Origin of the sequence: Janthinobacterium sp. HH106 (genome assembly GCF_001758725.1) — a bacterium.
In the GTDB taxonomy this organism is placed as follows: Bacteria; Pseudomonadota; Gammaproteobacteria; order Burkholderiales; family Burkholderiaceae_D; genus Janthinobacterium.
The window spans coordinates 1-14,451 of the sequence record NZ_LRIC01000069.1 but is presented as its reverse complement, the minus strand read 5'-3'; the positions used below and the strand labels follow the sequence as shown (position 1 = coordinate 14,451).

Annotated in this window: 13 protein-coding genes; 4 read left to right on the top strand and 9 right to left on the bottom strand. The window is 59.3% G+C overall.

Annotated elements, in window-relative coordinates; genetic code table 11:
- The first annotated feature begins 53 nt into the window (after nt 1–53).
- Nucleotides 54–1,283: a response regulator gene (locus JAB8_RS26190; protein ID WP_070292249.1), complete on the top strand. Its 1,230-nt coding sequence runs from the start codon at nt 54–56 to the stop codon at nt 1,281–1,283.
- Here JAB8_RS26190 and JAB8_RS26185 read toward each other — a convergent pair.
- A complete protein-coding gene (locus JAB8_RS26185) occupies nt 1,262–1,636 on the bottom strand; it encodes an immunity 22 family protein (RefSeq protein WP_070292248.1) in 375 nt (124 codons plus the stop codon). The genes JAB8_RS26190 and JAB8_RS26185 overlap by 22 nt on opposite strands.
- Before the next feature lies 1 nt (nt 1,637).
- Complete coding sequence (locus JAB8_RS26180; RefSeq protein WP_070292247.1) at nt 1,638–4,343, bottom strand: polysaccharide deacetylase family protein; 2,706 nt, start codon at nt 4,341–4,343, stop codon at nt 1,638–1,640.
- A gap of 174 nt (nt 4,344–4,517) precedes the next feature.
- Between JAB8_RS26180 and JAB8_RS30220 the strand changes: the two genes are divergently transcribed.
- The 3 genes from JAB8_RS30220 to JAB8_RS29315 all read left to right on the top strand — a co-directional run bounded on the left by JAB8_RS30220 (nt 4,518) and on the right by JAB8_RS29315 (nt 7,420).
- Nucleotides 4,518–4,640, top strand: coding sequence for a hypothetical protein (locus JAB8_RS30220; RefSeq protein ID WP_275528112.1), 123 nt, complete (start codon nt 4,518–4,520; stop codon nt 4,638–4,640).
- 471 nt (nt 4,641–5,111) lie between these two features.
- A complete protein-coding gene (locus JAB8_RS28395) occupies nt 5,112–6,710 on the top strand; it encodes an RNA-directed DNA polymerase (protein ID WP_071654464.1) in 1,599 nt (532 codons plus the stop codon).
- An 80-nt stretch (nt 6,711–6,790) separates the two neighbouring features.
- Nucleotides 6,791–7,420, top strand: coding sequence for a hypothetical protein (locus tag JAB8_RS29315; protein WP_139143192.1), 630 nt, complete (start codon nt 6,791–6,793; stop codon nt 7,418–7,420).
- An 84-nt stretch (nt 7,421–7,504) separates the two neighbouring features.
- Here JAB8_RS29315 and JAB8_RS26170 read toward each other — a convergent pair whose 3' ends face one another.
- From JAB8_RS26170 to JAB8_RS26140, 7 genes are all read right to left on the bottom strand, one after another.
- Nucleotides 7,505–8,560 carry an ABC transporter substrate-binding protein gene (locus tag JAB8_RS26170; RefSeq protein WP_070292301.1) on the bottom strand — a complete coding sequence of 352 codons (1,056 nt, stop codon included), beginning with the start codon at nt 8,558–8,560 and terminating at the stop codon, nt 7,505–7,507.
- A 48-nt stretch (nt 8,561–8,608) separates the two neighbouring features.
- Nucleotides 8,609–9,682, bottom strand: a complete 1,074-nt coding sequence (locus JAB8_RS26165; protein ID WP_070292245.1) for an ABC transporter substrate-binding protein — start codon at nt 9,680–9,682, stop codon at nt 8,609–8,611.
- A 33-nt stretch (nt 9,683–9,715) separates the two neighbouring features.
- Entirely contained in the window at nt 9,716–10,594 is an 879-nt protein-coding gene (locus tag JAB8_RS26160) for an ABC transporter ATP-binding protein (RefSeq protein WP_070292244.1), read from the bottom strand.
- Complete coding sequence (locus JAB8_RS26155; RefSeq protein WP_139143191.1) at nt 10,591–11,871, bottom strand: MFS transporter; 1,281 nt, start codon at nt 11,869–11,871, stop codon at nt 10,591–10,593. The genes JAB8_RS26160 and JAB8_RS26155 overlap by 4 nt, the downstream gene beginning before the upstream one ends.
- A complete protein-coding gene (locus JAB8_RS26150) occupies nt 11,864–12,628 on the bottom strand; it encodes an ABC transporter permease (protein ID WP_070292242.1) in 765 nt (254 codons plus the stop codon). The genes JAB8_RS26155 and JAB8_RS26150 overlap by 8 nt, the downstream gene beginning before the upstream one ends.
- Nucleotides 12,625–13,461, bottom strand: a complete 837-nt coding sequence (locus tag JAB8_RS26145; RefSeq protein ID WP_083287941.1) for an ABC transporter permease — start codon at nt 13,459–13,461, stop codon at nt 12,625–12,627. Before JAB8_RS26145 ends, JAB8_RS26150 begins: the two co-directional genes overlap by 4 nt.
- A partial coding sequence (locus JAB8_RS26140) for a PhnD/SsuA/transferrin family substrate-binding protein (protein ID WP_070292241.1) occupies nt 13,458–14,451 on the bottom strand: 994 nt, incomplete at its 5' end. The genes JAB8_RS26145 and JAB8_RS26140, both read right to left, overlap by 4 nt.

The following is a 14,451-nucleotide window of genomic DNA, read 5'->3' as shown; positions in this document are numbered from 1 at the left end:
ATATATACGCGGCAGACCGGCTGCCTGGATTCAGCATTTTTCAAGGAGCGACCGTGGACCTGAGCGACAGCAGCGGCAAGGCGAGCAAAAGCGTCACGGCGGCCGTGCGCAAGCGCGACGTGCTGCCGTACATCCTGCTGTTCATCTTGCTGGCGGGCTTGCTGGCCGTGCTGGCGGGCGCCCTGCTGCCGCCCTACTACCACGCCGTGCCGGCCCTGCTGTGGAGCCTGGGCTTTTGCGTCAGCGGCATGCTGCTAGGGTTTTTATTCGGCATACCGCGCAGTCTGCCCTCGGGTACCGTCAACGCCGCCCCGCCCGACGAGCAGGCTAATGGCAAGGGCCGTTCCACGGACGAGCCTCCCCCGGCAAGCGCGGACGCGGCAACCGGCAACCCCAGCAATACCCTGTTCCTGGGCACGCCCACGCCCATGGAAATCAATTCGAATCTGGTGGAAGTGTCGGACTGGCTGACGAAAATCATCGTCGGCGTGGGTTTGATCGAGCTCAAAAGCCTGCCTGGCAGCGCGCGCAGCATGGCCGCCTTCATCGCGCCCAGCCTGGCCACGGACACGCCCACGGCCATGGCGGTAGTGGGCGGCATCATGCTGTTCTTTTCCGTGCACGGCTTTTTGATCGGCTATTTGCTCACGCGCATTTACCTGTCCATCATGATCAAGCGCGCCGACAGCCTCGTCAAAAACGAATCCGTGCGCCTGGAAAGCGGCAAGGAAATCGAAGTGACGGAACTGAGCCGTTTGCAGCAAAAGTCGCTCGACGACATGCAGGAAGCCGTCACGCAGCTGCTGCTGGCCCATCCCCCCGATGGCGCCGCCGCCGTCACGGCCCTGGCCGCCGCGCCGACGGCGCAAAAGCCGGTCAGCCTCGTGCTGTGGCTGGACGACCACCCGCGCAACAATACCTTGCTGATGGAGCAGCTGGAGCGGGAAAACATCAAGGTGGACCAGGCCGTGTCGACGCGGCAGGCGCTGGTCATGCTGCAACAGAAGCACTACGCGCTGTTCATCACGGACATGGCCAGGGTGGAAAACGGCCGCCGGGTCAAGGATGCGGGCGTGCGCACGGTGCGCGAAGTGCGGCAGGCACAGCCCGCATTACCGATCATCGTCTATTGCAACAAGGATACGTTGGCAAGCTATGGCACGGAGGCGCAGGCGGCGGGTGCCCGTTTCATCACCACCTCGGGCACCAGCCTGCTGGCCAGCGTCAACAAGCTCATACATGAACAACGCGGAAATGAGGCTCAGCCGCCGTCGCAGGCGTAGCTGCCTACGTGGTGCAGCGAGCTGCGGTGCGGATGCGCCAGTCGATTCGGCGCAAACACGCAGACGACCGTATCGGCCAGCAAGCCCTGCGCGTCCGCGCACGCCTGCGCCAGCCAGTTGTCCGCATACGACACGCCGTCGAGCAACTCTGCCAGCGGCGCGGGCGCGGCCAGCAGCGCGCTCTCGAAGCAGGCCGGCTCATAGTCCGTCAGGCCCGATTCCAGGAAGAATGGCGACGGCACGGCATCGCCATCTTCCGTGTACGCGGGCGCCAGGTAAGCCTGCAGCGCTTCCCAGCTGGGAAAGCGGCCGCTGCAGGTGAAGACGTGGACCATGGGCAAGTTGGACGTCAACTTACAGCTTTTCCATTTTTTGCCGCACGGCCGGCGCCGTCAAGGCCGTCGGCGCCAGCTCCAGATACGTCTTGTACGCCGCTTTCGCCTTGGCCGCATCGCCGGCCTTGGCATACGCGTCGCCCAGGTTCAGGTAGGCGATGGCGCGCGACGGGTCCATCTTGACCGTGTTTTCAAACCAGCGTGCCGCTTCGCGGTATTTTTCCTGCTTGTAGAAGACAAAACCCAGGTTGTTGGCCGCAAGCGCGAAGTCGGGACGCAATTTCAGCGCTTCCGTAAATTGCGCTTCCGCCTGCGCGTACTGTTTCTCCTTGTACAGCTGCAAGCCGCGGTCGTTGGCCCGCTGGGCCAGCTGGCGTGTGGAGGTCGGTACGGCGCCCGGCGTGACGATCTTCTGTTCGCCGCCCTGCAAGTCCTTCACCGTCACGCTGGCCGCAGCCGGCTTCGCGTCGAGCTTGCTGTTCAGGGCGATGGCTTCCGTCGACAGCTGCGTCGTGTTCGGGCTGAGGAATTCCGTCTCGCCTGGCAATTCGAAGACGAAATCGCCTCCTTCCGATCCGGGCAGGCTGCCGAACGCGGGCGTCTGGTTCGACACGCTGGACACGGCGGGCGCTACATACGCCGCCAGTTCCGTGGCCGTGATGAGGCCGTCACCGTTCAGGTCGCCCTTGCCCGCCAGGCCCTGCAACAGGGTCCACGTAAACACGGAGTGACCGTTCGGTCCGCCATCGGCCACCAGCTGGTCGCCGCCGCCGGCCGTCAGCATTTGCCGGCCGATGCGTTTGGCATTGTCGCGCAAGAAAGAGCTGGAACCGGCGCCGCGCGTCAGGCCCAGGCCGCTGTAGCAGGCATCCATGACGAAAAACGCATGCTTGGCCGTCAGGGACTCCGCGATATTCTGGATTTCCGTCATCGGAATCGCATCCGTGGCGAACTGCGCCGGGTCGGAATCGACGGGCACGATGTAGCCGAGGTCACGCCCGGAGCTGAGCTTGCGCGTGGCGCCGTGACCGGCGAAGAAGACGAAGATACGGTCATTCTTTTGCACGCCGCCATGGGCCAGCTTGTCATGGAAGGCGGCCAGGATGTTGTTACGCGTCGCGTCGCCATTTTTCAGGGTCACGACGCGCTCGGGCGCGAACGCGAATTTTTCAATCAGCGTTTCGCGGATGCCTTGCGCGTCGCGTACCGCATATTGCAGCTTCGGCCACTTCGCGTAATCGTCGATGCCGATCACGACGGCCCAGGAATTCGCGTAGCCGGTGGTGACGGGCACTTTCTCGGGCGCGGGCGCCGTGCTTTTTGCCACTTGGAAACTCGTGCCATCCCAGCCCGCGAATTGATAGCCTTCGGCGATCAGCTTGTCTAGCACGGCCGGCAAGGCTTTCATCGTGCGTTCGTGGATGTCGTGGAACAGGACGATGCCGCGCCCCGCCTTGTCGACGGACGCCAGCACCCGATTCGTGATCGAGCTGGGCACGGGATCGGCCCAGTCCAGCGAATCGATGTTCCACATCACGGATTTCAAATGGGCATCGGCCAGCGCGGCCATGCCTTCGCTGTTGCGCGCGCCATACGGAAAGCGGAACAGCGCGGCCCGCTCGGGGCTGATGGCCTTTAATAAAGTGTCGGTGCCGAGGATTTCGCCTTTCAGCTTGTCGCCCGTCTGCTTCGACAATTGTGCGTGGCTGAAACTGTGGTTGCCGACGGCGTAGCCTTCCTGCATCAGCTTGCGGCTCACTTCCGCGCCCGCGCCCAGCTTGGCATGGCCTTCCGCGTCCAGGCTGCCCAGGTTGCGTCCCACATTGAAGAACACGGCCGGCACGCCATACTGTTTCAAAATGGCGCTGATTTCTTCCGTGTAACGGCGGTGCGGGCCGTCGTCGAAGGTCAGCACGATGGTTTTCTTCGGTAAGCCCAGGCCGAAGATTTCCGCCTCATCTTTTTTTGGCGCCGGCTTGGCTTCCGGCACAGAACCGGCCAGCGGTACTGCCGAAGGTGCCACATAAGGCACGACGATGCCGTTTTCCTTCAGAATCTGTTCGCGGCTGTACAGTTTTTTCAACTGCGCCACGTAATCGTCCCACCGTTCACGCTTGAGTTCGATGGAACGCTGGCCCAGGTTGCCGAAGATTTGCCGGATTTCCTTCTCGTAATTGCGCTCGATCTCGCCCAGCGCATCGAGGTCTTCGGAAATGCGCTTGTGAAGCTTGATCGCCGGCAAGGACGAGTCCTTGGCCACGTCGACCAGCATGCTTTGCAGCAGTTCGCGGAAAGCCAGGCGGTCCGCGTCATACAGGCCGGGATCGGATTCGATATAGGTGAGCAGGCTGTCGAGCGCTTCGAAGCGGCCCGGATTGGCGGGTGCCGTCAATTGATCGAGCGCTGCATCGAGCTTGGCGATGCGTTCCTGGTTTTCATGGAACAGCGCCTGCCCCACTTTACGGGCTTCGTCGCGCGCGCCTTCGGGCAATCTTTGCTCGTCGGCCAGCAGCACGATGATCTTGCGGAAATTGCCCAGCAAGTCGCGGAATTGGCTGGCCACGGCGGCCGTGTCGACGGCGGAGTGCGGCGCGGCGGCAGGGCTGCCCGAAGCCGGGGCACCGGGCGTGGCGGTGGCGGCCGGACGGGTGTAGCTATAAATGCCGGCCCCAGCGGCGAGAGCCACGACAACGGTGGCGGCGATCTTGATCGGCTTGGAAGTCACAGGCTTGTCATTCCCTTCACATACTATGCATACAATTCAGATGGCGCGGATGCGCAAGATGCATAATTGTAGAGCACACTTGGTAATTTGCTCATCCCGCACGCTGAATTTCGGCAATAATATGGCGGCAAAGATGACAACTAGGCTCCATCGAGCATAAAAATAGGAAAGACGATGCACAAGAAACTCTGCGCCGCTGCGCTGATGCTGGGAATGGCCCTGATGCTGCTGCAATTGCGCGCGCATGCGGGCGATGGCGTACTGAAGCTGGTAGGACGCGTGTGCCTGCCGCATTAAATCGCAAAAGCATTTCTCGAAATATTTCCTTATTAGCAAGCGCAGTACTACTTGCACTACAAACCTCAGAACATCACCTCGCGCGTCAATTCCTGCTCTTATACGATACCTCGCTGAATAGTTCCCCCCCGACCAGCGCTATAGCTTCAGGTTGACTTTTGGCAAAAAATTATCCGTATCGGCTGCAATACAGTGCTTGTTAGGCAAAAAAAGTTGCATACCTCGCCACGTGAATCCGCCTTATGCAACTGTGACATCCTCATATACCAAATTGAAGTGCAATCTATCAGCAATAATCATCATTTAAATCAAAGAGTTAACGTCCATTACCCATAACTCGAATACTTGTACCGATTTCAATTCTTCGTTATCGTTCAAAGCCATTAGTCATTCAAATACCCGAAATCATAAAAATAAATCTTGCAGAATTTGATGGGCCATGCTAAATTAAGTATTTGATAAGGAAAAATAATGGAAGAATATTTTCGTTTTGCAGTTCAAAATATTGCGAGACACGGCGATACAGATGTATTTCCCTTCCCAATAGAAAATCATGTACTTTACGACGAAGAAGATCTCGTAGTTTCAGCTCTATTGAAAATTAATTCAGATATTTCTGCCTCAATTTCGGACAATCCTCCAATAGTTGAAGGAATGCTTTCCCCCGTTGGTTACACTGGATTTCGATGGGCGACACAACTAGATCCACTCTGGAATGCCTATTTTCTAGGCTTGGTCTTATCCATAGCAGAAAAAATAGAGGCGGCACGGCTTCCGATAGAAAAAGAAAATATCTTCTCTTATCGTCTAAACTTAGATTCTACAGATAAAACAATTTTCAACAAAAATATAGGTTGGATGCAGTTTCAAAAAACTTCAATAGAAAGAGCAAAAAAAAGTAAATTTGTATTGATATGCGATATAGCTGATTTCTACCCAAGAATTTATCATCACCGCCTGGAAAATGCTTTGCAAAAAGCGACAAGCAACAAATCAACTACAGCAAGCATAATGAAACTATTAATGCAATTTTCAAATAACGTATCATATGGGCTTCCCGTTGGAGGTCCAGCAGCTCGACTTTTAAGCGAATTACTCCTAAATAGAATAGATAGATTACTAATAACAAATAAAATAAAATTTTGTCGATTTGCGGACGATTATCATATATTTACAAACTCGTCAGAAGACGCCTATCAAGCCCTATTGTTAATTAGTGAAAAATTGCAAGAAAATGAAGGCCTATTACTACAAAAAACAAAAACTAGAATTATGTCCTCCGAGGAATTTCTTTCCACTTCGGAATTTTCAGAAGAAAATGAACCAGAAGATGAAGCGCAAAGGGCAAGTCGCAACTTCCTACGCTTACGATTACATTATGATCCATATTCCACAACAGCAGACGCCGATTATGATTCACTAAAAATGGAGGTAGGTAAGTTTGATGTTGTTGGAATGCTTGCGCATGAAATGAGAAAAAGTAAAATTCATCAAAGTCTAGTCAGAAAGCTAATCAGCACCTTACGCCTATTAAAGCCAGCCCAACGAGATTCGGCAATAGTTTCATTGATGGAGAACTTGACTGTGCTTTATCCAGTATATCCAAATATCATGCTTCTATTAAAAGGCGCCATGAATGATATGTCTGAGCCAACAAAGGAAAAGGTATTTACTATTTTGAGGGAACTTCTACAGAAAGGTTCTTATATAGTTTCAGTGCCCACACATCTGGCTTATACGATCAGAGTTCTTGCACATGATGCATCCCAAGAAGCAGACGAAATCTTGGCCAATATTTACGAAAAATCCAATAGTAGCCTGATTCGAAGGGATATCATATTGGCAATGGCAAATAAAAATGCTGACTTTTGGATATCTGATGTTCGAAAAAAATTCAAGACTGTTACAGAATGGGAACAAACCGCACTACTCGTTGCCTCTCATATTTTAGGTGATGAGGGAGAGCATTGGAGGAAGTCAATTAAATCAGCGCTATTGCCAATGCAAAAAATTGCCTTTGAATGGTCAACAAAAAGATTTAAGTCTGGGAACAAAGAGGTGCCGATTTGATTTCAGAACGCAGATTGGTATCTTCGCATTCTTCTTTTTGGCGTCACGCAATGCCAATGGGAGATTCATTTGTACGCTTCATGAACGCAAGCCTTGTCAGATTTAACGTTCCGTGCGATCCAGTTTCCAAATCCAACCGCAACTCCTTAATCAGCGAATTATCTTTTAGGCTGTACAAGAGCAAAATTGAAGATGGCAAGAAAATTTTAGGGAAAGATGAAGATTATGCCAACCTAAAGGAATTATCTACTGACGTAGTGAATTATATAAAGCTACTCGAAAGAAGTAATTCCGTACCGGCCATGAATGCGAAAGAAATTTCGGAGGCAAAACTTTGGGCTCATCGTCTAAGTGCATTTTCCGCACATATGTGCCCAGGTCAAAGTATTTTAATGCAGCCAAAATTCGATGGCTGTGGAATTGTAGATCGTTGCGAAGGGGATATACTTATTGGAAAAACGCTATGGGAGTTGAAAAATGTGGAAAGAGATTTTCGACTTGCAGACATAAAACAACTCCTTACATACTGCTCTCTAAATTATGCATCAAAACAATACACCATAGAATCTGTCGGGCTAGTAAATTCTCGCCTCGGGGTATGTTTTGAAACAAAAATAGAATCTTTGGCCGCGATGGCAGCAGCTATGTCTGAAAGCGAGTTACTTGGCGATGTAGTGAATTACATAACAATGGATGGGCCATCGAAGTAAACAGCACCAAAAATTTATCACTTAATCAGATAGTCTGAATTTAATTTAGACTATCTGATTAAAAATTTATTTATAAACTATTACTTACACCTTGGCCGGTTCCCAGTAATTGGCCAGGCCCAGCTTTTTCAAGCCGGCCGCCACGAAACGCGGTTCCAGCAACTCTTCCGCCGTCAACGGTAGCCGGATCAGCTTTTGTTCCTGCGCAAACGCCAGCACGCGGCGGTAATGACGGTACACGGCGTCGTCGTACAGCGGCGACCAGCGCTCCTTCCACTGCAAGCCCGGATCGTCGTAGCTGCGCCGCACCACGCTGTCGGGCGTGCCGTTGCGCGTGCCATCCTTGATGATGGCCTCGCGGTTGCCATCGAGCGCCGCCCAATGCTGGGCCCGCAGCCAGGCCGTGGCCACCAGTTCGGCAATATCGGGATAGGCTTGCGTAAAGTCGCGCCGCGCCCACAGTTCCGCGCGCATTTTCCTCTCCGGCAAGCCCTTGCTGGACCAGATGATGCGGCCGATGCCCTTGTCTTCCAGCGGATAGCCATTGATCATGAACAAGGCGTCGACGGCGCCCGTGGCCAGGGCGGCCGTGCCCGGCTTCAAATCCATATTGATCAGGCGGAAATCCGTGGGCGACATGCGCTGGTCGGCGATCAGCTGGCGCAAGCCCAGTTCCCACGGCCGGCCCCGGTGCACGCTGATGCGCTTGCCCTTCAGCTCGGCCAGGGACGTGGCGCGCGAGCCGGTGGGCACCAGCAGGAACTGGTCCGTGCCGCGCCCCGCCGGCACGATCACCTGCGTGCGCACGCCGCCCGCGTTGAGTATGACGGACGGCAAGTCGCCATAGGCGGCCATGTCGATGCGCCCGCTGGCGAACGCCTCGTTCATGGTCGCGCCCGTGTCGCCCGTGACGGGCAGCCATTCCAGCCGCACGCCGCGCAGCTTGAGTTCGCGGGCCAGCCAGCCTTCCTGCTGCACGCGGTAAGCGATGCCGCCCAGTTCCGCCTTGCCGTTTTCCGCAAAGCCCGTCGAGGCGATGCGCAGGGCCGCCGGCGGCGCCCCCGCCGCTTTCGCCGCCGAGGCCGCCTTTCCCGCCAGGGGCAGCAAGGCCAGCCCGCCCATCACCGTGCGTCGCCGCATCGCATTCTCCTCATCATCGAACATGGCCACCGTTGACGTGCTTCCCGCTCAAGCCGCGCGGCGCGTCTGCGCCAGCGCCGCGTCGAAAGGACGGGGATCGATCCACGCGCGCACGTCGACCTTGCTGGGCAGGAAGTTCCAGCGGAACAAAAAGTCGCTGAAATCCTGCAAGCCGGCGACCGACGTTTCCGCCAAATCCGTGTCCAGGCGCAGATGGGCATCCTTGCCGTAAGCCACTTGCACCCAGTGCTCGCTGGCATTCGATTCGCGCGCCAGGAAACGCCGCGTCTCGTCCGCATGACCGCGTGCCCACGCTTCGGCCCGCAGCACCTGCTCCACCAGAGTCACGGCGGAAGCAAAATGGTGGTCGAGCAAGTGCGCATCGACGGTCAAGGTGCGCGGCGTGCCGTTATTGGCGCGGATCAAGGGCTCCGGATGGCTGCCCGTATCGATCACCGTGTGCAAGCCGAACTGCTGCGCCAGCTGGGCGGCCGACGCGCCTTTCAGGAAAATGGCGTCGACCTCGCCCCGCAGCAAGCCCAGCAGCTCCGGGCTTTGGCCGCCGCGCCGCGCGCCGCTGAACAGATTCGTTGCCGCACCCCGCTCCGGTGGCGTTTCGCTCTGGCCCGCTTGAATGACATAATCGACCAGTTCCACGTCGGCAGCAGTCAAACCTTCCAGGCTGAGCGCGTTTTCCAGCCCCCGCAAGGCTTGCGCGCGCGCAAAGTCGATCTGCGCCCTGGCCCACAGGGGCAAGCCGAAGCGCCGGCCCTTCAAGTCGCGCGCCGTCTCGATGCCGCTGCCGGGAAGAGTAAGGATCAGCTGCGTCTCGTCCGACCACGACAGGCCGATGACGCGCGTGTCGCGCCCCGCCGCGCGCGCCCACAGGGCGGGAATATTGCCGCCGTGACGCACGGAATTCTGCAAGGTATGGTCGAAATGCGATTCGCGCACGGCTTCCTGGTCCGATTCGCGCAAGGAGCGCAAACTGGTACCGTCGGCGCGCAAGGCGTCTTCCAGCCAGCCCTGCTGCAGGGAAATGCCCAGGCCCGTGGGGACGGGACAGCGCGTGTACCACAGGGTGTCGAGTGCTTGGTTTGCTGCCTGACTTTCATTGCTCATGCTGTCTCTCCAGGTTGATGGATATCAAAAAAACTACAGCGCCATCCTGCGCGCCCATTCATTGCCATCCCACAGGGTGCTGGGATCCACTTCCTGCGCCACGGGCGCGTGCGCATCGTCGAGGTCGCTGAAATCCGCATGCAAGCCGTCGCGGATGGCAACGAAACCGGGCGAACCGCGCTGGCGCGGGTGGGCCAGCGGCACGTCCTGCACCCTGCGCACCTTGCCCGGCCGCGCATCGAGCACGACGATGCGGTCGGCCAGATACACGGCTTCATCGATGTCATGCGTGACCATCACCATGGTGATGCCCTCGTTCTGCCACAGGCGGCGCAATTCCTGCTGCAAACGCAAGCGGGTCAGCGCGTCGAGCGCACCGAGCGGCTCGTCCAGCAGCAGCACGTCGGGCCGCCCGACGAGCGCGCGCGCGATGGCCGCCCGTTGCGACATGCCTCCCGACAATTGATGCGGGTAAGCATCCGCATAGCCGTCGAGGCCCACACGCGTGATTTCCGCCGCCACGCGCGCGTCGCGCTCGGCCTGCGGCACACGGGTATTGCTGAAGGCCACGGCCACGTTCTGCTGCACCGTCAGCCATGGAAACAAACGGTGATCCTGGAACACGAGGCCCCGGCGCAAGTCCGTGCCACGGATCGGCACGCCATCATGCAGCAGCAAGCCCGTGTAGTCCGTATCGAGACCCGCCAGCAGACGCAGCAAGGTGGATTTGCCGCAACCGGAGGCGCCCACGATGGCGACGAATTCGCCGGGGGCGATGGTCAGCGAAATATCGTCGAGCACGGGTAGCGGCGCGCCTTTCAGCGCAAACGACTTGCTCACGTGCTGCACTTGCAAGCCGCCGCTCAGCTGCCGCTGCGGCAGCAAGGTCGATGGGGAAACAAAATCATTCATGGCGCACTCTCTGCAGTGGGGGCGAGGGAAGGAATGGCGGCGGGCGGCGCCCGGCGCAGCCAGCGGCTGCCGTGGAAACAGAGCCAGGCGGCCAGCCACGGAAACAGCCAGATCAGGAACACATTACGCAAGCCCGCCACGTCGGCCAGATGGCCGGCCGCCAGCGCGCCAGCCGTGCCGCCCACCATGCCGAACAGGGTCAGGTGGGCGGAAACGCGGGCCTTATCGACGGGGGCGCGGGCGATATTGTCCGTATTGACGAGGTTATTCACACCCAGGCCCAGGCCCAGCAGCACGGAGGCGGCCAGGTAGGCGACGCTGGATGGCCACAAGCCCAGGATCAGCAAGGCCGCCATGATGGCCAGGTGCGCGCCGCCATACAGCTGCTCGCGGTAACGGCTGGCCAGCACGAAGCGCCCCAGGAACAGCAGCACGAGCACGCAGCTGAGTCCCTGCACGGCCATCAGCCAGACGGAGTGGTGCGCAGGCCAGTGCAGCACGCGGATCGCCAGCAGGATGGAAAACACGCCCACGCTGGATGCCGTGAAGCTGGCAAGGATTTCGAACAGGTAAGTCACGCGCACGATAGGCAGGCGCAGCAGCTCGCGCAGGCTGGCCGCACCGGGCAGCGCACTTTGTCCCATCTGCTTGCGCGGTGCCGTGTTATCCGGCAAAGTATTGTTGGGCAATACGTGCCAGCCCAGCACGGCCAGGATGGCGAACATCAGGGCGGAAATCAAAAAGCCCGCCTTCAGGCCCAACTGCGCGATCAGGTAGTTGCCGCAGAGGGGACCCAGGAACTGCATGCCGAGGATCAAGGTGCCCTTGTACCAGCCCGCCTTGCCCTGCCCCAGTTCCGGCAAGCGCACGAGAAACACGGTACTCATGGCCACGATGCGCAGCGAGATGCACAGTCCCACGAGAAACATCAGCAGGGCCACCCATTGCCAGCCGGGCAGCCACGGCAGCACGCAAAAGGCCAGCGCCAGGCTCAGGCTGACGCCCGCGTACAGGTGCTTCGGATTGCCGCGCGACAAGATGTAGCCGGCCGGAATGGTCCCCAGCGCCATAGCCAGGGTTTCCGCGCTGCTGATCGCGGCCAGCTGGAAATTACTCACGTGCAAATGCAAGCCCAGCAAGGTGGCCAGCACCTTGTTCATGCCGATGGTCACGCCCGACAGCAAGGTCAGGCCGATAAAGCGCAGCAGGAAGGCGCGCAACTCGCCTTCGCGGGCACTGACGGCCGCGTCTGGCTGGAATGGCAGGGATTTAGTCACTGCTGCGCCCCTTCACCAGCAAACGCGCGAGGCGCGCAAACGCCACGTTCATCGCTTGCGCCAGCAAGGCGATCACGAGCACGGCCAGCAGGACGACGTCCATACGGCCCGATACTTCACCGTTGAGCAACAGGGAACCCATGCCGGGACCGGCCGCAAACAGCAGTTCGCCGCCGAGGCAAGCGAGCCAGGCGAACGCCAGCGCATGCGTGACGCCGGTGACGATGGCCGGCATGGCGCCCGGCAACAGAATCTGGCGCAAGGTTTGCCAGCGCGTCAGGGTCAGCACCTGCCCCACTTCGCGCAGTCTCCCTTCCACCTGGCGCATGCCCGCATACGTGTTGAGCACGGTAGGATAGAAGGCGGCGATGGCGATCACCAGCAGCTTGGCGTCGTCGCCATTGCCCACCCACAAGCCCAGCAAGGGAATCAGCCCCAGCATGGGGACTTGGCGGATGCTGTGGAACAAGGGGCCGATCAGGCGGTCGGCCAGCGGCGACTGCGCCATCAGCGCACCCGTGACGATGCCGGCGCTGCCGCCCAGCAGCAAGCCGGCCAGCGTGCGGCCCAGGCTGGCGCGCAGATGCACCCACAGTTCGCCCGTCCAGACCAGGTCGCGCAGGCTGTGCGCCAGATCGCCCAGCGAGACAAAGATGTAGGCGGCGGCAGCACCCTGCCCGGAGGCCCATTGCCAGGCGCCCAGCAAGGCCAGCGGCAGCAGCGCGCCCTTGAAGATCACACTCAAACGTTGCTTCATGCGTTCTCTCCACTGCGCTTCCAGCGCATCAGCCGTGCTTCCAGCGCGTGGCAAGCCCGGTCCAGGCCGAAGCCGATCACGCCCGTCAGCACCACGCCCACCATCACCACGTCGAGGCGGAACATTTGCCGGCCCATTTCCATCATCTGGCCCAGGCCGCTGTCGGCGGCCAGCAATTCCGCGCCCACCAGCACCATCCACGAACGCGACAGCGCGATGCGCATGCCCGTCAGCGCGGCGGGCACGATGGCGGGCAGGACGATCAAACGGATGCGCTGCCAGCGCGAAAAGCAATACACTTGCGCCACCTCAAAGTAGCGCTGCGACAAGTTGCGGATGGCGTCATGCACGGCCAGCGCGACGATGAAGAAACTGGCCTTGGCCACGATAAACACCTTGAAACTCTCGCCTATGCCGAACAGCAAGATGAACAAAGGAATCAGGGCGACGGTCGGCAACTGGCGCAAGACATTGAAAGTGGGATCGACATAGCTGCGCAAGCCAGGCGACAGGCCCAGCACGACGCCGAAGGCCAGGCCCGCGCTGGCGCCCAGGCCGAAACCGGCCAGCAGGCGGAACAGGCTGATACCCAGGTGCTGGCCCAATTCTCCGCTTTCGGCCAGGTCCGCCGCCGTCAGCAGAACTTGCCAGGGCGACATCAAGATGTGCGCTGGCATCCACTCGAAGGTGGTGGCGGCCGTCCACAGCAGCAGCAAGGCCAGCGGCGATGCCCACACGGACCAGGGCGAGCGCACAAAACGCCGCAGCCAGGGAATGGACGCCGCATGCGCAGGCGCACAAGAGCGCGGCAAGGCGATAGTGAGGGAAGTCATGGCGCCCAGTACGTTTGCAATTTCAGCTGCGCCAGCGCCTGGTTGACGAACTGGGGCGCGAACAGGCTGTCGACTTGCAGGGGCCGCCCGATCAGGCCCGCGCTCTTCGCATATGCCGCCTCGCCCAGGTAATGCTGGCGCAGGCTGGCCGTGAACAATGGCGACCAGCGCGCCTGCCACGGCGTATGGTCGCCTGCCAGTTCGCGCCGCACCACGCTTTCCACCTGGCCCGCCGCCGCCTCCGTGCGCACATACTCGTCTTCGCCACCGGCGCCGGCGGCCCGGTGATGCTCGCGCACATAGGCCGTCACCACCAGCTGGGCCAGCTGCGGCCAGCGTTGCAGGAAACCGCTGTCGGCCCACAGTTCGGCGCGCATCTTCCAGTCCTGCGGCGGCGCCTTGCTGGACCAGATGATCTTGCCGACCTTTTTATCTTCCAGCAAAAAGGCGTCGCTGAGGGTAAAGAAGGCATCGGCGCCGCCCGTCGCCACGGCCGCCGCGCCCGCCTGCGGATTGAGGTTGAGGATTTTCACGTCGCGCAAGCTCATGCCATTCGCTTCCAGCAAGCGCGCGAACGGGTATTCCCACGGCCGGCCACGGTGCAGGGCGATCTTCTTGCCCTTCAGCTCCTTGATCGAGCGGGCCGTGGAGCCGTTCGGCACCACCAGGTAAGTGTTGCTGAAGCTGCCACCCGGCAAAATCAGCCGCGTCTGCAGGCCCGAGGCATTGGCGATGATCGATGGCAGGTCGCCATACTGGGCCAGGTCGATCGAGTGGTTGGCAAACGCCTCGTTGACTTGCGTCGCCACGGAATTGGTGGTGACGGGCACCCATTCCAGCTTCACGCCCAGCTTGCCCAGTTCGGCCGCCAGCCAGCCTTGGGCAGCCACCTGGGCGGCCGAACCGGCAAACACGGTCTTGCCGGACGGCGCCGTGCGCGCCACGACGGCGATGCGAACGGCAGCCGGCAGCGGCTCGGCCGCCCAGGTG

Coding starts and splice junctions, on each gene's coding strand:
- JAB8_RS30220 (WP_275528112.1), top strand. CDS start 4,518: ATGCACAAGAAACTCTGCGCCGCTGCGCTGATGCTGGGAATGGCCCTG.
- JAB8_RS28395 (WP_071654464.1), top strand. CDS start 5,112: ATGGAAGAATATTTTCGTTTTGCAGTTCAAAATATTGCGAGACACGGC.
- JAB8_RS29315 (WP_139143192.1), top strand. CDS start 6,791: ATGAACGCAAGCCTTGTCAGATTTAACGTTCCGTGCGATCCAGTTTCC.
- JAB8_RS26170 (WP_070292301.1), bottom strand. CDS start 8,560: ATGCGGCGACGCACGGTGATGGGCGGGCTGGCCTTGCTGCCCCTGGCG.
- JAB8_RS26165 (WP_070292245.1), bottom strand. CDS start 9,682: ATGAGCAATGAAAGTCAGGCAGCAAACCAAGCACTCGACACCCTGTGG.
- JAB8_RS26160 (WP_070292244.1), bottom strand. CDS start 10,594: ATGAATGATTTTGTTTCCCCATCGACCTTGCTGCCGCAGCGGCAGCTG.
- JAB8_RS26150 (WP_070292242.1), bottom strand. CDS start 12,628: ATGAAGCAACGTTTGAGTGTGATCTTCAAGGGCGCGCTGCTGCCGCTG.
- JAB8_RS26145 (WP_083287941.1), bottom strand. CDS start 13,461: ATGACTTCCCTCACTATCGCCTTGCCGCGCTCTTGTGCGCCTGCGCAT.